21 protein-coding genes are annotated in these 23998 nt (G+C 38.1%); 5 read left to right on the top strand and 16 right to left on the bottom strand.

Annotated elements, in window-relative coordinates:
• Positions 1-4 precede the first annotated feature (4 nt).
• The 14 genes from NSQ95_RS03625 to NSQ95_RS03560 form a co-directional block, all read right to left on the bottom strand.
• A complete protein-coding gene (locus NSQ95_RS03625; protein ID WP_342560297.1) occupies positions 5-889 on the bottom strand; it encodes a CoA ester lyase in 885 nt (294 codons plus the stop codon).
• Positions 890-926: 37 nt separating this feature from the next.
• The gene (locus NSQ95_RS03620) at positions 927-1991 is read right to left on the bottom strand and encodes a tartrate dehydrogenase (RefSeq protein ID WP_342560296.1); all 1065 of its coding nucleotides are present in this window, start codon (positions 1989-1991) and stop codon (positions 927-929) included.
• 30 nt (positions 1992-2021) lie between these two features.
• Complete coding sequence (locus tag NSQ95_RS03615) at positions 2022-2696, bottom strand: GntR family transcriptional regulator (RefSeq protein WP_342560295.1); 675 nt, start codon at positions 2694-2696, stop codon at positions 2022-2024.
• A 58-nt stretch (positions 2697-2754) separates the two neighbouring features.
• Positions 2755-3642, bottom strand: coding sequence for an NAD(P)-dependent oxidoreductase (locus NSQ95_RS03610; RefSeq protein WP_342560294.1), 888 nt, complete (start codon positions 3640-3642; stop codon positions 2755-2757).
• A 37-nt stretch (positions 3643-3679) separates the two neighbouring features.
• Positions 3680-4228 (bottom strand): Fe-S-containing hydro-lyase, encoded by a 549-nt coding sequence (locus NSQ95_RS03605; protein WP_251552558.1) that lies wholly within the window; start codon positions 4226-4228, stop codon positions 3680-3682.
• Between the two features lie 11 nt (positions 4229-4239).
• A complete protein-coding gene (locus NSQ95_RS03600) occupies positions 4240-5085 on the bottom strand; it encodes a fumarate hydratase (RefSeq protein ID WP_169360689.1) in 846 nt (281 codons plus the stop codon).
• Entirely contained in the window at positions 5082-5612 is a 531-nt protein-coding gene (locus NSQ95_RS03595) for a PaaI family thioesterase (protein WP_342560293.1), read from the bottom strand. Before NSQ95_RS03595 ends, NSQ95_RS03600 begins: the two co-directional genes overlap by 4 nt.
• Before the next feature lie 33 nt (positions 5613-5645).
• Entirely contained in the window at positions 5646-6986 is a 1341-nt protein-coding gene (locus NSQ95_RS03590; protein ID WP_342560292.1) for an MmgE/PrpD family protein, read from the bottom strand.
• Between the two features lie 49 nt (positions 6987-7035).
• On the bottom strand, positions 7036-8196 hold the full coding sequence (locus tag NSQ95_RS03585) for an acyl-CoA dehydrogenase family protein (protein WP_251552555.1): 1161 nt from the start codon (positions 8194-8196) through the stop codon (positions 7036-7038).
• Positions 8197-8210: 14 nt separating this feature from the next.
• Positions 8211-9005, bottom strand: a complete 795-nt coding sequence (locus NSQ95_RS03580; protein WP_342560291.1) for an enoyl-CoA hydratase-related protein — start codon at positions 9003-9005, stop codon at positions 8211-8213.
• 16 nt (positions 9006-9021) lie between these two features.
• On the bottom strand, positions 9022-9954 hold the full coding sequence (locus NSQ95_RS03575) for a hydroxymethylglutaryl-CoA lyase (protein ID WP_342560290.1): 933 nt from the start codon (positions 9952-9954) through the stop codon (positions 9022-9024).
• Between the two features lie 67 nt (positions 9955-10021).
• A complete protein-coding gene (pcaC, locus tag NSQ95_RS03570; protein WP_251552552.1) occupies positions 10022-10408 on the bottom strand; it encodes a 4-carboxymuconolactone decarboxylase in 387 nt (128 codons plus the stop codon).
• Between the two features lie 18 nt (positions 10409-10426).
• Positions 10427-11770 carry an MmgE/PrpD family protein gene (locus NSQ95_RS03565; protein ID WP_342560289.1) on the bottom strand — a complete coding sequence of 448 codons (1344 nt, stop codon included), beginning with the start codon at positions 11768-11770 and terminating at the stop codon, positions 10427-10429.
• Positions 11771-11861: 91 nt separating this feature from the next.
• Entirely contained in the window at positions 11862-12893 is a 1032-nt protein-coding gene (locus NSQ95_RS03560) for a DctP family TRAP transporter solute-binding subunit (protein WP_342560288.1), read from the bottom strand.
• Between the two features lie 324 nt (positions 12894-13217).
• Here NSQ95_RS03560 and NSQ95_RS03555 point away from each other — a divergent pair, with 324 nt between their 5' ends.
• The 3 genes from NSQ95_RS03555 to NSQ95_RS03545 all read left to right on the top strand — a co-directional run bounded on the left by NSQ95_RS03555 (position 13218) and on the right by NSQ95_RS03545 (position 16693).
• Positions 13218-13715: a TRAP transporter small permease gene (locus NSQ95_RS03555; protein WP_169360698.1), complete on the top strand. Its 498-nt coding sequence runs from the start codon at positions 13218-13220 to the stop codon at positions 13713-13715.
• Positions 13703-14968, top strand: coding sequence for a TRAP transporter large permease (locus tag NSQ95_RS03550; RefSeq protein WP_169360699.1), 1266 nt, complete (start codon positions 13703-13705; stop codon positions 14966-14968). Before NSQ95_RS03555 ends, NSQ95_RS03550 begins: the two co-directional genes overlap by 13 nt.
• 243 nt (positions 14969-15211) lie before the next feature.
• Positions 15212-16693, top strand: coding sequence for a methyl-accepting chemotaxis protein (locus NSQ95_RS03545; RefSeq protein ID WP_342560287.1), 1482 nt, complete (start codon positions 15212-15214; stop codon positions 16691-16693).
• A gap of 136 nt (positions 16694-16829) precedes the next feature.
• Here the strand turns inward: NSQ95_RS03545 and NSQ95_RS03540 are convergent, their stop codons facing one another.
• Positions 16830-16991 (bottom strand): hypothetical protein, encoded by a 162-nt coding sequence (locus tag NSQ95_RS03540; RefSeq protein WP_342560834.1) that lies wholly within the window; start codon positions 16989-16991, stop codon positions 16830-16832.
• A gap of 236 nt (positions 16992-17227) precedes the next feature.
• Between NSQ95_RS03540 and NSQ95_RS03535 the strand changes: the two genes are divergently transcribed.
• Positions 17228-17557, top strand: a complete 330-nt coding sequence (locus NSQ95_RS03535) for a PadR family transcriptional regulator (protein ID WP_342560286.1) — start codon at positions 17228-17230, stop codon at positions 17555-17557.
• The gene (locus NSQ95_RS03530; protein WP_342560285.1) at positions 17544-18059 is read left to right on the top strand and encodes a DUF2812 domain-containing protein; all 516 of its coding nucleotides are present in this window, start codon (positions 17544-17546) and stop codon (positions 18057-18059) included. Before NSQ95_RS03535 ends, NSQ95_RS03530 begins: the two co-directional genes overlap by 14 nt.
• Before the next feature lie 186 nt (positions 18060-18245).
• Here the strand turns inward: NSQ95_RS03530 and NSQ95_RS03525 are convergent, their stop codons facing one another.
• Entirely contained in the window at positions 18246-23561 is a 5316-nt protein-coding gene (locus NSQ95_RS03525; protein ID WP_342560284.1) for a S8 family serine peptidase, read from the bottom strand.
• Positions 23562-23998 lie beyond the last annotated feature (437 nt).

Raw genomic sequence — 23998 nt, 5'->3', positions numbered from 1 at the left:
CAAATCATCCTTTGTTTTTTATTTTAATATTCCGAATATTTAATTCGGAATCTATTACTATATTTTTAGCTTTCTTGTACACTGGATAATCTACAAATTGACTATTTACCATTATCGATGCTATACCGTTTTGTTCTGCATTTTCAAATGCTTCCACGACAGCTAATGCTTGATCGATTTCTTTTTGAGAAGCGGAAAAGGTTTGGTGGACGGCTTCTATTTGCTTAGGATGAATGATTAATTTCCCTTTAAAGCCAAGTTGTTTGGCAAGTTTCGCTTCCATTTCCAAACCTGCTTCATTATCTAGCTTAGGATAGACAGTATCTATAGGAGCTCCAATGCCCGCAGCTCTGGAAGCAATGATAAGCTGGGAACGAGCGAATAATAACTCCAATCCATTCGTTGTAAGCTCACAATCGATATCTAATGAAAAATCGATAGAACCAAAAGCCATTCGCACAATTAACTCATCTGATGTCGCAATAGAATAGGCAAACTGTATTCCTTTTGCGGTTTCTATTAATGGAATTACTTGAACTGGCTTTAATTGATTGGTTGAATATTCTCGAGCGATCTCACAAACAGCCCTCATGCCCTCGCAGCTTTCTGATTTGGGGACCATAATACCTGCAGCCCCATTCGATAATGCGCATATTAAATCTTTCTCCCAAAAAGGGGTATCCAAGTCATTGATTCTTACAATCAATTCTTTTTCATCCCTAAACTTAATCAATGCTTCTTTAACTATTTCTCTTGCACTATCTTTTTCCTTTACCGCTACCGCATCCTCTAAATCTAGAATCACAGAGTCAGCTTTTGAATGAATGGCTTTTCTAATTACTTCCTTGTTACTTCCAGGCACAAATAAATAGGAGCGTGCACGATTCATAGATTTCCCCTTTCTTAGGAGTATTTATGTCAGCCTTTTAGGAATTCACGCCTTCAATTTTTGCAATAATAGCATCTGTCACCTCAGTTGTACTATGGTTCCCTCCAATATCAGAAGTCTTGATGCCTGACTGTAAAGTATGTTCAATCGCCTCTAATAAGATAGTTCCCATTTCAGTTTCTCCAAAGTGATCTAGCATCATTTTGGCTGTCCAAATTTGCCCAACCGGATTTGCTATTCCTTTTCCATAAATATCAGGAGCCGAGCCATGAACGGGCTCAAACATGGAAGGGTATTTGCCATTTAAATTTATATTGCCAGAAGGTGCAATTCCGATGCTTCCCATAATGGCTGCTCCAATATCACTTAAAATATCTCCAAAGAGATTACTAGCCACGACTACATCCAAAGTGTGAGGTCTTGTAATGAAAAAAGCGGAAAGGGCATCTATATGCTCACTTTTAGTTGGAATATCCTTATAGTTTTGAGAAACCTCCGCTAATACGTCATCCCAAAACGGCATAGAGTGAGCGATTCCATTCGATTTAGTTGCACTAGTTAAATGACCATTTCTCTTTGTAGCTAGCTCAAAAGCATATTCCATAACCTGTAAAACAGCTTTTTTAGTAAAAACGGAGTTCTGAACTACTATTTCATCTATTCCTTGATGGATTCGACCGCCGCTACTACTATATTCACCTTCACTATTTTCTCTAACAATCATAATATCGAAATCTCGTGGATGGCTTAATGGAGAAACTATTCCCTTAATATGCTTAGCAGGACGAATATTAATGACTTGTTCAAATTCTCTTCGAATTTTTAACAAGAGGCCGCCTAAGGAAATATGATCCTTTACGAGAGAAGGGTCTCCTACAGCTCCTAAAAAAATTGCATCGCTTTGACTTAGCAAATCTAACCCATCATCCGCCATCATTTTGCCATGCTCAACATAATACTGAGAACTCCAAGGATAATGAGTATAGTTGAACGTTAAGCCTCCATGAACCTTTGCGATTGCATCTAGTACTCTTAAAGCTTCAGGTACTACTTCTTTTCCTATTCCATCTCCCGGAATGACCGCTATCTCTAACTTTTTCATTATATTTCCCCTTCCATGCCTACCTTTTACTTACTGTCTTCCACTCATTTCAATCATTTTTATTAAGTTATCTTTCGTACGAAGAATATGTGTCTCGATTACATCCCTTAATTTAATATGGTCATTTTCTTTAACATATTTCACCATTAGGCTATGCTCCTTATGAGACTCTGCTAGATGGTCCACTAGGACACTTGGCGTATACGGAGGTATCCCTTTCCACAGTGTATCGATGTACCCTTTAATCCGTCTCCAAGGGCATGCTTCTATAATTATTTGGTGGAAATCTGCATTCATTTTCATGTACTTTTCCATGTCTGTCTCGCTATGATCTAATTGAATCATCTGCTCATATAGTTCCTCTAAATCTCTAATGTCCTCTTCGTCTATAAAAGGTAGCGCCTTTACGGCAGCCTCTCCCTCTAGCATGGCTCTCAGCTGATAAATCTCTTCAATATCATCAATAGAAATAGGTGTGACGATTGCACCTCTTCTTGGCTCCATTCGAACGAGCCCTTCTACCTCAAGCTGTTTCAAGGCTTCTCGCAGAGGCATTCTACTTACCCCTAACTTCGCTGCCCACTCTTCTTGCATAAGACGGTCTCCCATCTTAAATTCTCCTCTTAATATTAAATCTCTTAATTTAGTAGTAACTTTAAACTGTAAGGTAGATCGATCTAACTCTGTAAGTTTTAATTTATCCATAATATGCTCCTTGAGTTCCCATAGTATCTTCCTAATATATTTGGAGTTAACAATGCATTTATGCTTTTATTTCTACATCAAACATTTCTTCTATGTGCTTTACTATAGTTGTATGGTCTTCGTTTCCTTTACCTTCTGACCAAGCCTGCTTCCATAATTGATAGGAGGCACTTGATATAAACATAGGTACCTTTTCATCTTCGGCCATGCTCATCGCAATTTTTAAGTCCTTCACCATTAAATCTAGTGTAAATCCTACTTCGAAGTTTCTAGTTAATACTTGGTTCGGAAATTTAAAATCACTCGAGAAGCTTTTTCCAGTGCTAGTATTAATCACGCTTAGCATTTTAGTTGGATCTAAACCAAGCTTTACACCAAGAGCAATTGCTTCTCCTGTTACCGCCAAGGTTGCTGCTGAAATCATATTGTTAAGTGCTTTCACCGTGTGGCCTGCTCCAATATCACCTACGTGAATGACATTCTGCCCGATCTTTTCTAATAGAGGTTCAACTTCTGCAAAATTCGATGGGTCTCCTCCAACCATTATCGACAATGTGCCTTCCTCTGCTTTTTTTACTCCTCCACTGACTGGAGCATCTATCATTCTAAATCCTGCATGTTTCATCATTTTGTTTATTTCTTTCGTTTCAGAGGGAATGGAAGTAGTCATTTCTATAAGTAAGCTATTTGAGCTGAACCCCTTCATCAATCCTTCCTCACCAACTAATATTTCCTTCACGATATATACATTAGGGAGCACCGTTATAACATATTGAAATTTACTTGCTAAATCAGCTGGACTCTCTGCTTCTTCTGCACCAAAGCTGGCATATGTTCGCATAAATTCTTTATTAACGTCGAAGATCCCTACTTCTACTCCTTGTTCCAAAAGCCTCTTAGCCATCCTGCCACCCATGTTACCTAAGCCAATAATTCCAACTCTCATTAAGGTTATCCCTTCTTTTCAAATAGATTTCAACCGTCTATTGCTTAAAGTTGGCTGTTCCCTCTTCGTAAAGGTCCCCACCATGAATATCATTTATAACAAATACAGGAAAGTTCTCTACCGTTAACTTTCTAATGGCCTCTGTACCTAAGTCTTCATACGCAATCACTTCTGATGATTTGATGGAACGTGCTATTAATGCTGCTGCTCCTCCAACTGCTCCAAAGTAGATGGCTTTATTTGTTCTCATCGCCTGCTTTACTTCCTCACTGCGATATCCTTTCCCAATCATGCCTTTTAGTCCTGCTTCCAGTAGCCTCGGCGTATATGCGTCCATTCTCCCGCTAGTCGTAGGGCCAGCTGAACCAATAACTTCTCCAGGTCTACCAGGAGTTGGGCCAACATAGTAAAGAACTTGATTGGTGAGGTCGATAGGAAAAGGTATCCCTTCAATTTCTTGCTCAATCATTCTTTTGTGAGCCGCATCTCTGGCTGTATAAACAACGCCTGACAATAAAACACGATCTCCTGCTCTTAAAGAAATCAAATCTGCCTCTTGTAAAGGTAGGTTAACTTTTTTCTGCACAGTAGCTCTCCTCACGTTAACGTAATAGTTTGATGGCGACTGGCATGGCAGTTAAGATTGACAGCTACCGGTAGTGCCGCTATATGGCAAGATTCTACTTCAACCTTTACATCCAATGCTGTTGTACTTCCCCCCATACCTTGAGGACCAATACCAAGTCTATTAATCTCATCCATCAGCTCTTGTTCTAATTGTGCAATAACCGGATCCTGATGCCGTACTCCTATTGGTCGAAACAAAGATTTTTTTGCTAAGTAAGCGCATCGTTCAAAGTTCCCTCCAACACCAACTCCAACAACAAGAGGAGGACATGCATTCGGCCCTGCTTCTTTTACGATAGATAGAATATAGTCCTTTACACCATCCATTCCTGCAGAAGGCTTCAGCATTTTCAAATCACTCATATTTTCTGCTCCTCCACCTTTGGCCGTCATATGAAGTGTAAGCTCATCCCCTTCCACAAGTTCAATATGAATCACAGCAGGTGTATTATTTCCTGTATTTTTCCGATTTAAGGGATTATAAATGATTGAATTTCTCAAATAACCGTCCTTGTAGCCTTTGGAGACTCCTTCATTAATCGCTTGCACTAGGCTCCCCCCAACAATCTGACACCCTTGCCCTAGTTCTACGATAAAAACTGCGGTTCCCGTATCCTGACACATCGGAACTTGTTCTGCTTTTGCAATATCAGCGTTTTCGATTAATTGGGAAAGAATCTCTTTACCAGTTTCCGATTTTTCGGTATTTAACGCCTGCTTAAAAGCAGTGTAAACATCATCACCTAAGTTATAATTCGATTTCTTACACATCTCTGCAACCTGGTCCACTACCGTCTCATAAAGAATTACGCTCATACTTCGTCCTCCCCTCTCTTTTTATCCCGAACAATATAAAATGTACCAAGCCCCTTGGCTACTAAATCCCCATTTTCGTCTGTGATATTACACTCTGAAACGACTGTGCTTTTTCCTTGATAAAGTATAGAAGGACTTGCTAACAAATAAGCGCCCTGCCCCTTTTTAATAAAGTTAACTTTTAATTCCAGAGTAAAAACCTTTTCGTCTTCTTTTAAATTGCTTAATATACTAAATCCTATTGCAACATCGCAAAGCGTATAAATGGCTCCACCTTGCGCAACTCCATATGTATTCTCATTTTGAATTCCAAGCTCCATTTTGGTTGTTCCATCTGAGTTTTGTGTTATCCCTAAAAATCTTCCTAAAAAATGCATAGGTATATCTTTTGTATCTCTATTTTCAAAAGGTGTTTGATAAAGAGAGAGTAAATACGATATTTGGTTTAACTCACTACTACTAAGCGATTGAAGATTCGTTTGAATAGATTGTATCAATTCATTTTTATTCTTATAATTTTCTTCCATCCTTGCACCCCTCTCTCTTTAACAAATATCCCTTTACACTTCAACCATCAGGGCTGATATATTGTCCATGATTTCTAGTTCTAAGATGCTATCAATAATTTGTTGTTTATTTTCCGGTGGATGTTGTCCTGTCATGTGCTTAAACTTTTCAATAAGTTCATCTGAAGTAACCGCATTTTCAGGGTCTCCTTTTGGAAAGTCCGTCTCTTTAGAAATAATCTCTCCATTTGTTAAAACAACCTCGACCATAGAGCCCCATTTTTCTGGATAACTTGCATCGATCCTCGAGTCTATCCCTACGTTTACTCGCTTCAAAAGCGCCCGTATTTGACTGTCCCATAATGTAGACTCATTAAAATCTGTTAAACCGGCGCTGCCTTTTAATATTGCCAATGCCGAGCAAAATTGTAAGCTAAATTTAGCTGCATACTCGGTCTTCGGATCGTCATTATCTGTTATATCTATAGCTGCCTTGTATGACTTCACTGTTATTGACTCAATTTCTTCAAATTTTGGATTGTTCTCTTTGAAGACTTCTATTAACAAATCGATGGCATGATGCGTATGACGACAGGAAGCATGAATCTTAAAGGAATTTTCCATTATTTTAAACTCTGAACCTAAACCTTCTGTTATTTTCGTCACGTCATACTCGTCACTCATGGCTTTAAAGAATCCACGATTACCCTCCAGGATTTTAAGCGGTCCAGTAAACCCTTTTTGAGCTAAAAGTGCTGCAAGAATGCCGTTCATAGATGCTTTTCCTGAATGAAGCTGCTTGGTCATTGCTCCATCCTCTATAAACTCCCACAGACCAGCTGCCTGTGTACCTGCATTACCTAATGCATGCACCGTTTCTTCCTCTGTAAGCTGAAGTAGTTTAGCCGCCGCAATAGCTGCTCCAAAAGTTCCGCATGTAGCTGTATTATGCCAATAATAATAGTGGGACGGAGAAACTGCTTCTCCGATTCTAAAACAAACTTCATAGCCGGCAACGATAGCTGTAATTAAGTCCCTGCCAGATAATTCTTTCCACTCCGCAATCGCTAACGCAGCTGGAATAACTACTGTTGCCGCATGGATAATAGATCCCTTATGGATGTCGTCTAGTTCCACGACATGACTGGATGCCCCATTCACTAAAGCTGCCTGTAAGACGGAGGTTTTCCCTCCAGTAAAGAGGCTAGCTTGCTCCTTGCCTCCCATTTCATCTATTAAATCACTAATCATTTGAATTGGTGGTTTATCCGAACCAGCTATAGCTGATCCGAAATAATCCAGTATACATAGCTTCGTAAACGATATTACCTCTGCAGGAAGCTTTTCGTAGGTCATGTCAACACTGTATTTTGCCAAAGCCTTACTTAACTCCATTTGCTCATTCTCCTTTTTAGGGGTCATAGCATCAGTCACCCTGAATGCTTTAAAACGATCTCGGTAATCCTAGGACGTGCTGACCTACATAGCTGACAACAAGATTATTAGTTACAGGAGCAATTACGAATAGTCTCGCCTCCCTAAACTTTCGTTCAATATGATATTCAGTAGCAAATCCGTAGCCACCAAATGTGTCCATGGCAGCATTCGCTGCTTTCCATGTTGCTTCGGAGGCTAAATATTTTGCAATGTTTGCCTCTGCCCCACAGTTTTCGTTTGCATCGAACATGTTTGCTGCTTTATCTCTCATCAGCTTAGCTGCTTCAATCTCCATATAAGATCGAGAAATTGGAAATTGTACCCCTTGATTTTGGCCAATAGGTCTACCAAAAACTTCACGCTCGTTTGCATATTTCACTGACTTATCGATAAAATACAAGCCGTCCCCAACACTTTCTGAAGCGATTAAAATACGCTCTGCGTTCATCCCACTTAATACGTATCGGAAGCCTTTCCCTTCTTCTCCTATTAGATTCTCAACCGGAATCTCAACATTCTCGAAGAACACTTCCGTCGTAGCATGATTAATCATCGTTTCAATGTTACGAATCGTAATTCGATCTTTTTGGTCTTGCATATCTAAAATGAATAGACTTAACCCATCCGTCTTTTTGGCTACTTTATCTTTTGGTGTAGTCCTTGCCAGTAATAGCATTAAGTCCGAGTAGTTAGCTCGAGATGTCCAGATCTTTTGCCCATTTACTATATATTTGTCTCCTTGACGCTCAGCTGTAGTAATTATGCTCGTGGTATCACTACCAGCAGTTGGCTCTGTAATACCAAAGGCTTGAAGACGTAGTTCTCCACTTGCAATTTTCGGTAGAAACCTTTTCTTTTGTTCTTCGTTTCCATGGCGAAGAACAGCTCCCATTGTGTACATCTGTGCATGCCCAGCGCCTGCATTTCCTCCAGAGCGATTAATTTCTTCTAGTATTATTCCCGCCTCGATCATACCAAGGCCCGCCCCGCCATATTCTTCGGGTATTAATACCGATAACCACCCTTCGTCAGTTAAAGCTTTTATAAATTTCTCGGGATACTCCTGCTTTTTATCTATTTCTTTCCAGTAATCTTCCGGAAACTTTTCGCATAGAGAACGGACACTTTTCCTAATAAGATTTATATCTTCCTGTGTGCTTAATACCATTCGTAATTCCTCCCTTATTTTCCTTGCCAGTTTGGTTTTCGTTTTTCATTAAAGGATAGGACTCCTTCTAATCTATCTTCTGAATTGGCACATTTATAATATTGGTCTAACTCGATCGTTAACGCTGTGTTAATATCTGTTTGAAGCCCATTATTAACTGCTTGTTTAATTGCTTTTAGTGATAGCGGTGCATTTCCAGCAATTTCTTTTGCAATTTCTAAAGTACCTGTCAGGAGCTCTTCCTTAGCAAATACGCCATTTATAATTCCTGACTCTAGCGCTTTTTGTGCATCTATCTTATTTCCTCTAAATAAAAACTCCTTTGCTAAACTAACCGGAATCGCTCTTGGTAAAAGCTGCGTCCCACCTACACCTGGAATAATTCCTAATGTCACTTCCGGCAATCCCATCTTCACATGGTCTGCCGTATAACGAAGGTCACAGCTTAAGAGCATTTCCATTCCACCACCAAGCGCAAAACCATTGACTGCTGCGATTACTGGATATGGAAAGTTTCGTAACAATCCGTATGCATCTTCAAAAATATCGTGCTGTTGCTTCCACTGCTTGTTCGTCATACCTTTTCTTTCTTTTAGATCTGCTCCCACGCAGAAGCTTTTTTCACCGCTTCCCGTTAGGATCAAAACACGTAAATCCTCTTTTTCTCGTAATTCCTTCAGGCATTCAATCAGCTCGTTTGCCATTAATGTATTTAAGGAATTCATCGCTTCTGGTCTATTCAATTCAATGATATAAACATTTTCAGCACTGTACTCCTCGTTCACTATTATCGTCTTCCAATTTGTCATGAATGTATCCTCCAAATTATTTAGTTATAGTAGGAACTGGGTATTTACGATTGTACGGTCCTGCACTTCTTATATAGCTTGGAGTCTCATGTTCTACTATTTTGGTGAGTGTCTTGGACGCCTCTAGTAAGTTATCTAAGGATAGACCACTTTCAATCCCCATACTGTGGAGCATGTGTACGACGTCCTCCGTACAGACATTCCCTGTTGCACCCGGTGCAAATGGACAACCGCCTAGCCCGCCTAATGATGCGTCAAAACTGTCTACTCCTGCTTCCATAGCTGCAAGAATATTGGAAAGTCCCATTCCTCTTGTGTTATGAAAATGCAGGTTAAATTTCTGTCCAGGAAAATCACTACGTAAACCAATCAACAAATCATACACTTGTTTCGGATTTGCCATCCCAGTTGTGTCTGCTAATGAAATCTTGTTAACTTGTATAGCTATTACTTCAGCTAATACACTTTTAATCCTTTCAACTGGTACCTCACCCTCAAAAGGACAACCAAAGGTAGTTGCGATAGAAACGCTTAACAGAATATTTTTCTTTAAACAAAAGTCTTGAATTTCTTTTAATTCCTTTAGTGATTCTGCCGTTGTTTTATGCACATTCTGCAAGTTATGCGTATCACTTGCGGAGAAAACAAAATTTACTTCTTTCACATCGTGTGAATGAGCAATTTCTGCCCCTCTTAAGTTAGGGATTAAAGCAATCAGTGAGAGTTCTTTGTATTCATCTGCAACAAGCGAATACAATTCACCGCTGTTTGCCATTTGCGGTACTAATCTGGGATGGACGAATGATCCAAACTCAATAGTTGACACACCAGCTTTTACTAACTGATCAAAAAGTAATTTTTTCTCTTCCACACTTACGATTTTCTTTTCTAGCTGTAAACCATCTCGTAGAACTACTTCATTTATCTGTACACTCTTGGGAAAGTTCATCTAAGACCTCCGTCATGTATTTTGTATCCAAAAATAATGTAAAAAAATTTGCACCGGTATTTGTTCTCTATTGTTGTTCTTTATCTATTTCATCTAACACTTCTTTTGCAGTTCTAAAGCTATCGATCGCTGCTGGCACTCCACAATATATAGCAGTTTGTAGTAACACTTCTTGAATTTCTTCTTTCGTTACACCGTTATTAATAGCTCCTCGCACATGAAGCTTTAACTCATGCGGTCGGTTTAAAGCAGTAATCATAGCGAGATTTATCATGCTTCTCGTTTTCTTCGGAAGGCCAGGTCTAGCCCAAACTTCTCCCCAACAGTATTCAGTTACTAATTCTTGCATCGGCATATTGAAATCTGTTGCATTATTAATAGAATTATCAACGTACTCTGCTCCAAGGACACTTCGTCTTATTTCTAATCCTTTTTCAAATCTCTCTTTGTTCATAGCCATTCTCCTAACGTTTTATATTTGTACACCATTTCCTTTGTTATTCAGAACAATAAGTTCGTTTATATTAGAATATTTATCTATGTCTAAGAGAAACTGAGCCATACTGTCTGTTGTGCCTTTTCCCATATGCTCTTCGACAAGGCTACCGAATTTGGTCAGAAGCTCATCTTCTTGCATGGGGTTATCAATGCTACCTTTTGCATGCAAAACTTTGTGCGTTACTGTAGTTCCATCTGTTAATAATGCAGCTAGCTCGACCTCATCTTCTTTCAGGTTTTCGTCTATCACTACACGAATTTTGTTTTGCACTTCTATAATTTTTTCATCTTTTACCTTTTCATCTGTATATTGTTTTTCACTTGCATCGCCATCAAGGAATGCTATTGCAGCTGTAAAATAAACACTGAACTTTCCTTCTAGCCCTGTCTGTGGAGTTTCCTTACCAGTTAACTCCAGTACATAAGGATTAACCGTTAACTCAATTGAATCTAGCTGATCAGCTGAAGCTCGTTTATGTAAATAAACGCATGCATCAATTGTAGGGTGAAGAACAATCCCGCAAGCATATGGCTTAAAACTATTTTTTAATAGCTCCCATTCCTCTCCCCAGTTCACATTCACTTTTTCTAAGTCATGCTCCGGAGCTAACACATTAGCAAACCCACGCTTCGATTCTAAAATCATTTCAGAGCTCGTAAAACCTCTCTTTGCCAATAACGCTGCTAGCAAGCCATTTTGTGCAGCTTTTCCAGGATGGAATGGTTTAGTCATTGTTCCAAATACATCTCTTAGACCAAATGCTTGTGTCCCTGCTATACCTAAAGCCCAAACCAGCTTTTCAGAATCTAGCTTCAATAAAATACCTGCTGCGATTGCTGCACCAAAAACCCCCGTAGAGCTTGTAATATGCCAGCCTAGCTGATAATGACTTGGATAAACCGCATTGGCGATTCTTAATTCTGCTTCGCAGCCTAATATAAACGCGTGCAAGATTTCCTCTCCACTCAACCCTAAGTTTTCTCCTAACGCAAAAACGACTGGAGCTACTGGTCCACTAGGATGATGGATAGTATCTAAATGCGTATCATCGTAATCAAAAATATGAGAAGACGTCCCATTTATTAATGCTGCCATTAATAAATCCACTTTTTCTTCTCTTCCGAATACAGAAACTTGCTCTGCCGATTGCAATTCTTTTGTTACGTCCAACATCATTTCAATAGACGGATGCCTTGAAGCTCCAATGGCAACCCCCATCCAGTTTAGTAAGCTTCTTTTTCCATGAAGCTTCACATCCTCTGGTATTTGTTCAAAAGAAGTTGATAAGCAATGATCTACTAATGTTTTTGTTACCATCTTTTCTCGCCATCCTTTTTTACTCTATGTAAATTGAAAAAGTCGGTTATAACACCAACTTTTTCAATTCTATTTTTAGTAATCTAGTAATCTATTTAGCAGCCTCACGTGCTGCTTCGATTACATCCGCTCCAATTTCTTCTTCATATTCTTTGTAAATCGGCTCCAAAACCTTACGGAATTCTTCCACTTGCTCTGGCGTTAATTCCACGATTTCAACATTTCCTCTTTCCTTAATCGTTTCCAATGCTTTTTCATTCAGGCTTTTAGCTTCTGCACGTGCTACCTCTGTACCAGCAGCCAAACCATCTTCCACTATTTTTTTCGTTGCTTCATTCATGCTATCCCAGAATTTTGTATTAGTGAAAACAGCATAATCCACACGTGTATGATTCATTACTGTCATATACTTTTGTACTTCATCAAATTTTTTAGATTCAATATTACTAAATGTATTTTCTTGCCCATCTACTACCCCTTGGTCTAATGCAGTATATAACTCTCCAAATGGGATCGATTCAGAACCTGCACCCAAAGCATGATAGATAGATTCGAGTACTTGCCCGCCTTGTGTACGGAATTTCAATCCTTTTAAGTCTTCCGGAGAACTGATTGAACGTTTACCATTGGTCAAGTGCTTTCCTCCATTTGGCCACATGGATAATCCAATTACCCCATCATTTTTAAGGCTTGCTAAAACCTCTTTACCTTTTTCCCCATCCCAGAAAGCAATGGCTTCGTCATCATCATCAAACATAAAAGGAAGAGCCGGAACATTAAATTGTGGATTATTACCAACGAACTTTGTTAAATCTGGTGCTATAAATTGAATATTATTGGCTACTAAGTTTTGATACTCATCCTGATCACCGAATAATGAACTGTTTGGATAAATTTCAACTTCAATTTTTCCACCTGATTCTTTTTCAATATATTCCTTCATTTTTAAAGCCCCTTTATGTTTCGGGGTGTTCTCAGCTACAACATGTGCAAATTTAATTTTCATTTCTTGTACTCCGTCACTAGCTTCACCAGAGACCGGTATTTTTTCATCGTCACCTTGGCAGGCTACTAGAAAGATAACTGAAATTAAAACAAATAAAGATAATGCAAACTTTTTCATCCTTTTTCCCCCTATTGTTTTTTAGTATTTTTCTTACACCCTGAAATGAAAGGGCTTACAAAAAAGTGAAAGCATCTTGGACAACGAAGTACTTTCAGGTGACCTTCTAACTACTTAACCTCTTAAACAAGTTGATCGAAATCTATTACTCTGTACTTTGGATACAACTCACTTACAAATTATCACACCGAAAACTGAAAGTAAAGAAAAATTATAATATTTAGTATTATTAGAATTTTATATTGTTTTTTCAAATATACTGTATTATGATGTACCTTGTAATCCTGTATCCGAAATACATAAACTAATAGGGGAGGAATCTGATTGAAAGTTTTAAACTTTATTGAAAGCGCTTTATCTGGTATTTTATTCCTTTTAGGAATTGGTATTAGTCTATACTCCGTCTTTATGCGATACGTCATGGGAGCTTCCCAAAGCTGGGCAACCGAGGTTTATACGATGCTCCTTGTATGGGCAATTTTCATAGGCTTTTCTACAGCCTTAAAAGAAGATAAACATATTGCCATCGAACTATTTTATGATAAGTTTGGTCCTACTATGAAAAAAGTCTCTCAAGCCATCATTTTTATCATAGGGATTGGTTTCAGTATATTCATCATATGGACAGGTTTTAATATGGTTCTTACTGCATACGATCAGCAGATTAAAACAATAGATCTTGGGTTCCCTATTTGGATCAACTATTTGATCATGCCGATTGCTGGGGTTTTATTACTTATCCGCTTCTGTGAAAAAGCATATAGATTCTTTGTGAAGCATGAGGAAATTACTCATGGAGGTGATTTAGAATGGAAGCAATAATCGTCATTGGATTACTATTTGTTTTAGCCTTCTTGAGAGTCCCTATTGCTATAAGCTTAGTAGTCTCCAGTATTTTTGGACTCTATTTAGTAGACTTCTCGCTGGATACGGTCATTCAAAAAATGTTTACAGGGGTAAATAGTACAACGCTGATGGCTATACCAGGTTTCGTTTTTGCTGGATTGGTCATGGCAAAGGGGGGTATCTCCAAATATTTAATAGAATGTATCAAATCCTGGGTTGGACATACAAAAGGCGGGTTATCTGTTGTAACGGTGCTAACTTGTATGATTTTTGCAGCTATTTCTGGATCAAGCCCGGCTACTGCTGCGGCAATCGGAGCAATAATGATTCCTATGATGGTGAAAGCAGGATACGATAAAACATATTCCATGGGATTAGTAGCTGCTGCGGGTACATTAGGAATCTTAATTCCTCCTTCCATCCCACTTATTCTATATGGTTCCGTATCTGAACAATCCACTGGAAAGCTATTCTCTGCAGGGATCTTACCCGGTATATTACTTGGGCTATCCTTAATGGTTTATGCGGTAATTGTTGCACATCGCAAGGGCTATGGTGGGTTAGAGAAAGTCCCTCTTAAAGATAGATGGAGACCAACGTTAAAAGCAGTATGGGGTCTAATAATGCCTGTTGTTATATTAGGCGGAATCTATAGCGGGGTCGTTACACCAACAGAAGCATCCTTCCTAGCATCCCTATACGCGATTATCATCTCTATTTTCGTATACAGGGAATTGAACTGGGCTAAATTTAAACACATATTAAATGAGTCCATTACCACTACCTCCATGATATTTTTAATCATCGCTGCAGCACTCATACTAGGAATGTTCTTAACAACCGAACAAATTCCTCAAGGGTTCGCATCATGGGTAAGCGAAAGCGGCTTTAATAAATGGACATTCTTAATAATTGTAAGCGTTTTATTCTTCATCCTAGGGATGTTCTTAGAACCAACTGCGATTATTTTAATCACTCTGCCTATCCTTCTACCAATCATTACAACGCTGGATATCAACGTTATCCACTTTGCAATAATCATGGTAGTGAACATGGAACTCGGTATGATCACACCACCTGTAGGACTAAATCTCTTCGTCGTCAGTGCAATATCCAAGGAAAAAGTCGACAGGGTAATAAAAGGAGTCATCCCGTTCTTTGCCATCTTTGCGATAGTACTCGTGTTGATTATTATATTCCCAGAAATTTCATTGTTTCTTACAAGGTGATTTTTGAAAGAATCTAGGGTAGTGTATCTATCCTTGTAACAAACAATTCATTTAAGAAGTAGTCAGGATATTTCCTGGCTACTTTTTTTGTATCTTCCAGAAACCACCTACCAACTATATAACCATAAAAAATTGAAATAATACAAACAAATAGTACAAAAACACCATGAATTTTTACCTATTTATGATATTATTGTAATATATTAAATTTTCAAAATACTATATAAATGGAGGAAAATCGCAATGCAAAAGGCACCATTCTCATTTAATCTTCAAAAGGTTCATCAGTTAAACTTACAAATTACATGTATTATGGTCATACTGATTTTAATCCCCCCACTCTATAATCATGGATTTTCTGAATCAAAAAGTTATGTGATAACTGGTGTCATTGTTATGGCGTTGGCATGCTTAAATTATTTTTTAAAGCTCCCCCATTTGATGAAGGCAATTTTATTTGCAACCTTAAATGGCACAGTAGTATTTGCCTTATTCATATTAGATGGCTATGGAATAACCAAGCACTACTTACTTTTCATAACAATTGTGATGGCAGCCGTTTATTTTGAACGAAAAGTATTAACTATCTATGGGCTTATTTTTAACGTTTATCTCATACTACTTTACGTTTTAGTGCCCGATAAATTTTTAGGCGTAAACAACACGTTCGCTTATTTCCTAACCACATTCTTTATTTTTAACGGAATTTTATATATGTTAAATAAATTAAATGAGTGGGGTGGCGAATTAGTTACCGAATCGCAAAAGGGTGAGCTAGAGGCAAATAAGCTACTCGAAGAAACAAAGCAATTAGTAATAATGATTGAAAAAAGCGCTCATATATTAGAAACGGAAACAGAAGAAGTCAAAAACACATCAAATTCGTTAGCCTCTGTGAGTAATACAATTTTAGACTCCACACAACAAATTGCCGAGTCTATTCAAAGTGAGGCAGAAATGATTTTTGCAATGCATAATGTAATGCATGATTCGAAATCAGAGCTTTCGCAAACTGTGGAATTATCCCAAGAGGCAATGGAACATTCAGAAAAAGTAAACGAGCAATTATCAAGAAATACGCATAGTGTGGAACAGGTGACGAAGCATATGGGTGTATTAAGTGATTCCATGAGTATGACGGTTACTACAATGGATGAATTACAACATAGCTTACAGAGGGTGAATGATTTACTAGCGGGCATTAAAAGCGTTGCTGACCAAACGAACTTATTGGCACTGAATGCAGCTATCGAAGCAGCTCGTGCAGGTGAACATGGGAAAGGCTTTGCAGTAGTGGCAGATGAGGTCAGAAAGTTAGCAGAAGAAAGTGCAGTAACGGCATCTAAAATTACAGAAGTTACAACCCTGCTTTTCACCAAATCAGCAGCTGCTCAAGAGCAATCACTTCATGGACAAACAGCAGCTATAGAAGGTCACAAATTATTAGATGATATATCTGCCGTCTTTAACAACGTCAAGCTATCAAGTGATATTTCACATACCAATGTGAAGCAGAGTGTACTGGCAATCGAAAAAGTGAATGATCAGTTCACACAATTATTAGGGGAAGTTGACATGCTATCGGCAGCATCCCAGCAAAACAGTGCAGCAACAGAAGAAATTGTTTCTTCTATCTTCGAGGAAAATAAATTACTAGAATCAATCGGGGAAGCAACAGCAAAACTTCATACTTTAAACTATGAGCTAATAAATCTAACAAAATAATTCTTTAGACAGCATTTCAAATTCTTCTGGAATGCTGTTTTTTTGTTGAAACTGGTACTAAGCTTTTCTGTACGTTAGTAATGTGGAAGTAAAAATAAGCCGAACTTTAATTGACGGCTTACATTTATTAAATAAACTACTGTCTCTTTTCAACAAACAACAAAATTAGTGTTGCCAATGGACCTAATATAAGAGAAAGAAAAAACCAATTTAACCCCGTTCTATTCTTCCCTTGTGCAAGGCCAGCGTTTATCAACGCCAAAGTCCCCCAACCTACGAAGTATTGATTATCCATCATCTGCCCCCCCTAATGTTACCTCTTTAACGTACAACATTATTGCTCTGTAATTCAACTACTTTTTATGAATATTCGTCAGGTTCATTCCTTCTTTGTGTTGAAAACGAACAGTTGATGGTTTTAATACTGTCTGATTCTTTTGGAAATTTCATTATTAATACCTTGACACTCGATATATTGAATCATATACTATGACTAACGATATATCGAGTATCGATATAAAAAGAGGTGATTGAATGCAACCCCTATCCGAGTCCACCTATTTAGTTTTATTGGCTTTAACTAAAGAGCCGCTGCATGGCTACGGAATTATCAAGAAAATCGAACAATATAGTGATGGAGAAATTGTTTTAGCGCCTGGTACTTTGTATGGTGTGCTGACTAATTTGCAAAAGCAGAAGCTCATTGAACTAGTGACAGCTGAAAAAGAGAGCAGGCAAAAGAAGATTTATCAACTTACTAACGAGGGTCAGACTAGTTTTAGCCTTGAATATGAACGTATAAAAAAGATGCTGACAATCAGCAATGATATTTTGAAAGGAGCGAAACAAGATGAAATCGATTAAGAAATTTAAGATCTTTCTTGCCAATGACATTGAAAAAGAAGCAAAGTGGCTTACGGAAATGTCTTCTAAAGGATTACATTTTTTCAAATACAAATCTTTCTTTTACTATTTTGAAGTAGACAACGAGAAATCTTATATTTATCAATTAGACTTTCAGGATGCGGGTGAGGAGTATTTTGAGCTCTATAAACATTCTGGATGGGAGCATATCGAAACCGTGATTTCGCAGTATCATTATTTTCGTGCAGACAAAAATGCAATTGGCGATAAACGAATCTATTCTGACCCATCCTCTATAAAAAACATGTACCAAAGGATGTTGTATTTCTATATCACTATTTTTGTATGTATGCTTGTTGCGCAAACTGGTTTGTTCCTTACTTGGAACCATACTTTATTCTCGAAGATAGCGTTGGCATTTGTAACAGGAGTGATCCTACTTTATATTTACCTGTTTATACGGCTGATGCGGAAAATGAGAAATCACGAGAAGCGGATTTAATACCGCTTTTCATTTCTTTCATTAAAACCTACAAAACCCTTCGAATTGTTTTTGGACACAGGGATGGAAACAAAAGAATTGTATTGAAATTGTGTGTTACACAGGGACAGACACAATGTAACCCACTTTCACATAAAAAAGGAGTAGCCCGACGATTTCACGTCTGATACTCCTTTTCCATTTTAATTAACTTGCAATTTTATCCTCGAATATTGGTGTAGGAACTTCAGGAAGTAGGAATAATTCGCTATTAACCGATTCACTACCCAATTTCCCTTGTTCAGAAACTACTACGCTAATGATAATTGTGTGCTTACCATACTTAACAGTGACCATTGTTTCTCCAATGCTCTTTGCTCTTACTAGTCCACTAGTGACAGAGGCAATTTTATTATTATCTGTTTTGTATGAAGCAGCTATTGTTACATCTCTTTCAGATGTTTGCCCATCTGCAGATGTCGTAACTTCTGTAATAGTTAGTTGTAATTCCTTACCTGGTTTTAGATCCACTTGCGTTTTATCTGCTTTAATAGTTACTTCTGGTTCTGAAACAGATACATTTACTGTTTGCTCATTTTTACCATAGATCACAGTAATAGTTGTTTCTCCTGTTGCTTTTGCTAATACTAAACCATTAGTAACAGAAGCTACTTTAGTAGCTGCTACTTTATATTTTGCAGATGTTGTAACGTCTTTTTCTGTTGTTTCTCCATCTGCCGTTGTCGTTATTTCTTTAACAGTCAGCTGAGCTTCTTTACCTTTTTCTAAATTCAATTGGTTAGTATCCACACTTAATGTGACTTTTGGTTCAATGACCGACACGTTTACTGTCAATTCATTTTTGCCATATTTAACGTTAATTGTTGTAGTTCCTGCCGCTTTTCCTCTTACTAAGCCGTTAGTTACAGAAGCAACTTTACTATCAGCTACTTTGTATTTTGCAGATGCGGAAACATTTTTTTCTGTTGTTTTTCCATCTGCTGTTGTTGTAATTTCCTTCACTTTTAATTGCACTTCTTTTCCTGACCCTAGACTAACTTCTGTTTTATCAACAGTTAATGTTACTTCAGGTTCAGTTACAGTTACATTTACAGTTAATTCATTTTTACCGTATTTTATTGTAATGGTTGTAGTGCCCGCACCTTTAGCCTTGATTAAGCCACCGCTTACCGTTGCCACTTTGTTATTGGCAGTTTTATACGTTGCAAAGCTTGTTACATCAACCTCTTTTGTTTTTCCATCTGCTGAAGTTGTTACTTGTTTGATCTTCAGTTGAGATTCCTTGCCTGGTTCCAGATTAACCTCTGATTTGTTTGTAGTCAGAGTGATAATTGGTTCTGTAACTGTGACATTTACCTTTAATTCATTTTTACCATACTTAACTGTGATTGTTGTTTCTCCTGCACTTTTCGCTATCACTAAGCCATTGCTAACAGAAGCTACATTACCGTTTGCTACTTGATACGTTGCAGATTTTGTTACATCCTTCTGCTTTGTTTTTCCGTCCGCATCTGTTGTAACTTCTTTAATAACTAGTTGTGATTCTTTGCCTGGCTCTAGATCAATTTGTGTTTTGTTTGTTGTCAATGTTACTCCTGGCTCTGTAACTGTAACATTCACATTTAACTCATTTTTACCATATTTAACTGCAATTGTTGTACTTCCTGGATTTTTAGCAATTACTAATCCTTCTTTTGCTGAAACTACTTTATTGTCTGCAACTTTATACGTTGCAGCCTTCGTTACATCAACTGTTTTTGTTTTTCCATCTGCTCCAGTTGTTACTTCTTTAATCGTTAAGTGAGCTTCTTTTCCTGGATCCAAATTAAGCTCAGTCTTGTTCGCAGTCAATGTCACGACTGGTTCTATCACGTTCACATTAATAGTCAGTTCATTTTTCCCGTATTTAACGGTGATTGTTGTACTACCTGCATTTTTAGCTGTGATTAAACCATTCTTCACAGAAACAACTTTTGTATCTGCTACTTTGTATGTTGCAGCTTTCGTTACATCCTGTTGTTTTGTTTTACCATCTGCAGTTGTTGTTACCTCTTTAATATTCAGTTGGAATTCTTTTTTAGGATCCAAATCAACTTGCGTTTTGTTTGCAACTAGCTTCACGCCAGGGACAATCACATCAGCATCTTTCACGGTTACATTGACAGTTACTGTATTTGCACCATGAGTAATAGTGATTGTTGTAGTTCCTTTAGCAACAGCTGTTACTAATCCTTTGGAAACTTTTACTACACCTTCGTCCGCTACTGTGTAAGTAGCTTCTGCAGATACATCCTTATCAGTCGCTGTTCCTTCTGCTGGAGTAGATGTTTCTATAACCGAAAGTTGAGCTGTTTTACCAGTTTCTAAATCAAGTTTAGATGGATTAACAGCTAGTGTTACTACTGGTTCTGGATCAGGATTGTTATTTTCATAGATTAACGCTTCTCCTACATTACCTGCAGCATCTTGGACAACTACTTTGATAGAGTTAGTTCCTGTTGCCACTGGGAATGTGAATGACCCGTCCTGTGCTAAATTGAATTTTACAGGCGCAGCAGGTACTCCGTTTACAGTTGCAACATAGGAAGCATTTAGTTTTGTATTCAAATCATATTCTAACCCGTATAAATATAATTCTTCGTTATACGTAATATATTTGTCCGTTACTTTCCCGGTTGCCACTCCGTCCTTCACAGAGCCTGCAATTGCTGGTTTGGTGGTCTTAACAACGATAGGGCCTACATAATCACCAATGATTGCTCCTGTTGTTGTTTGACCAGTAAAGTCAATTGTGTACAGACCGTCTGGAATAGTTGTTGCAGGTGCAGTACCCCAAGGTTTGTATTCACCAGTAATCGGTAGCGTCCACTTACCTGCTGCAAGTGAATCACCTGCATGTAAATATCCGATGTAACCGTCTCCATACTCCCCGCCTTCAGGATTCATAATATCCCAAAGTTCGATATAGTTTGTTGCCACAGGACCAGTTAATGTGAATGAAAGGTTAGCTGTGTCCTTCACACCATCTCCATTAAAGGAAAGGTCTGTTTCTGTAATAGACATATCTTTAATTTCTGTAGCAGGTGCTGTAACAGTAGAAAAGTCTGCAGCAAATGGTAATGAAACCTCTGAACCTCCACCGTTAATACGGATATAACCTAGAATTTCAGATCCCTTTGGTGCTGTTGCTACTTTAGAAGCAGTCAACGTGACATTTAACAACTGCTCACCTGCTAATGTAAATGTCGGTTTATCAACCGTCACTTTAGCATCCTCAAATGTCTTTGTAACATCTACAGCTACATTATAGTTTCCACCTGTATTCTTTAAATCTTTTACTAGAATTTGTTTTGTAACAGAAAGGTTTTTGTCCTTCAAAGATTGTGGACCAAATGTGACCGTCCCTTTCAAATTTTCAACAACTGCCCCAGTTCCATCTAATACAGCTGTGTCAATTGCATACGCAAGTACATTTGGATGAGCAGCTGCATACGCATCTACACGGCCAGCGCCTTGCGAAAACACATCAAATTTGGTCTTGTCTAGAATTTTAGCTGTATTGGAAAGCGCAACCTTTACATCGAAAGCATTCCATGTCGGATTTGCTTGTTTAACAAGAGCCGCAATCCCTGCAATATGAGGAGTTGCCATAGATGTTCCTGTTTTACGATCATAAGCTTCACCATACACCGCTTCCGGGAAATCTGCTTTGTACATAGGTATTGTAGACATAATGTTTGTACCCGGTGCACTCACATCAGGTTTAATATCAAAGTTAGGAGTAGATGGCCCACGTGAGCTTGAGCTGTTCACATCATCCCCAGTAGTTTGTGTAGAACCAAAGTTCCCGAATGAAACCTTCCCTGATCCGTTTACTAATGCTGCACGAATTGCGTCCCCGTCTGTTTGAGACATATCAAACGTTGGGATAAAGTCAAAAGAGTCTCCTAAGAATGTTCCAGAGGCATTTGGTGCACCGGTACCTCCCGCAAAGTTATGAATAATTGCTCCCATAGCTCCATTTTCCTTTGCATTTGCAATTTTATCGACAAATGCAATCCCGCCTCGAGAAACTAGAACAATCTTTCCTTGAACATTCAGTCCATTGTAATCTTTTACTTCTCCATTTCCAGGAACAGCAACTAAATCAAATTCACCTTGAAGCTGAGTGGAAACGTCTGTACCAAAAGTTGTCCCCATTAGTTGCAGTTGCTTTGTTAAATTATACTCACCAACCGTAACTTTCACTTGTCCATTATGCATTTTTTCCGGATTAGTCGTGTTACCAACAGCAATTCCTAATCTTGCAGTAGCAGGTGTTCCCATCGTCCCACGGTTAGGACCTGAGTTTCCTGTAGCAATTACAGAAATAGTCCCTGCCATCATCGCATTATTAATTGCAAAAGAACCACTGTCCGTTTCAGTGTTAGCCCCTCCACCAAGAGAAAGGTTAATAACATCCATTTTTTCTAATACCGCAGTATCAATAGCTTTAATGATACCTGAAGTAGATCCACTACCGTAGGCACCTAATACGCGGTAAGCATATAAATCTACTTTTGGAGCAATTCCCTTGATTCCGAACTCATTAGCCCCGATCGCTGCGATTGTACCAGCAACATGTGTACCATGAGATGTATAGAATGAGCTTCCATTCACATTAAATTCAGGAGTTCCAGCAGGACGTTCGGAAGGTAAAGTTTCCGATGCATCATCGTCTGCACGAGGTCTTGTATACGTAGATGAATTAGGTATGAAATTCTTTCCGCCCTTGTAGATGTTAGCAAACTCTGGATGGTCTGCATCAATACCCGTATCTAGTACTGCAACCTTAATGCCTTGCCCTTCTATTCCTTCATTCCAAAGTCTTTCAATGCCAAGAAATGAAATGCTTGTATTCATCTTTGCATCTATTTTTCCCTCTTTTTTAATAGAGGAATTAACAGTTTTTGTTTTTTGAGGTGCTTCCGATGCATAAACGATTGCATCAGGCTCTACTAGCGTTACACCCTTAACTTCTAATAGTTTTGGTAGGTCTTCCGCTTTAACAACCGCCGCAAAACCATTTAAAACTGTGTCAAATGTATATCCTTGTTTCATTGATATCTTTTTAAGGTTAATCTCTTTCTTTACAGCTGTTTGTTGAGCTCGTACATTACTTCTTATCTTACTTTCTTGAGCAGCAGTGAACGATTTTCCTTTTAACTCATTAATTCCTTTTTCAAGCGCAACAGGTTTCTCTGATAGATGAATAATAACAGCAACTTCCTGATTGCCTGAAATATTTTGTAAATCTTTGTGAAGCTTCGGTCCATTAAGCGACAAACTTACTTGTTCTGCTATTGCCGCCTTTAGCTCCATAGTACTTTCACTTGGAATGTTTGGCTTGAACGGCTTTTTCTCCCCATTTGCGGATGCAGTCATCATTGGACTGAACATCGTCAAGACCATAGCTAGTACTAAAAACACTTTAAAAAACTTATAAACTAGTTTTTTCCCCACTAAATTTCCCCCTATTAGTACAAGTATTTTTACTTTAAAGCGTAAATGGTGATTTTTATTAAGCTAATGTCTTTTAATGAGGATCGCACACTTCCTAATAAAATAAGTATCAAATGTATAATTTAATACCTACCACTCTATGTGCTTGCCTCTATTTATATGATTAGAAGCTGAAAAATTTGTTATCTTTTTTTAGAAAATTTACATATGAGTTTTGAAATAGTATGACGTGGGGATAAGAAAATGATCACTTTTTTGCATTATTGACTAGCAATTGATATAGCTTTACCAGTGGAAACTTAAATTGCTACTTGAATCAAAGAATACATTTTTGTAGCTTTGATATATATTAGCTTGTATCTAAATTTTTGTCCCACGTTGAGCAGTGTTATGTGTGTTGCATATTACGAAGTAATTACTACATTCTTCTTCACCTC

It is taken from the genome of Psychrobacillus sp. FSL W7-1457, assembly GCF_038593405.1.
Lineage (GTDB): Bacteria > Bacillota > Bacilli > Bacillales_A > Planococcaceae > Psychrobacillus.
Note: the sequence above shows the minus strand (reverse complement) of the source record. Positions and strands in the feature narration are given on the sequence as shown.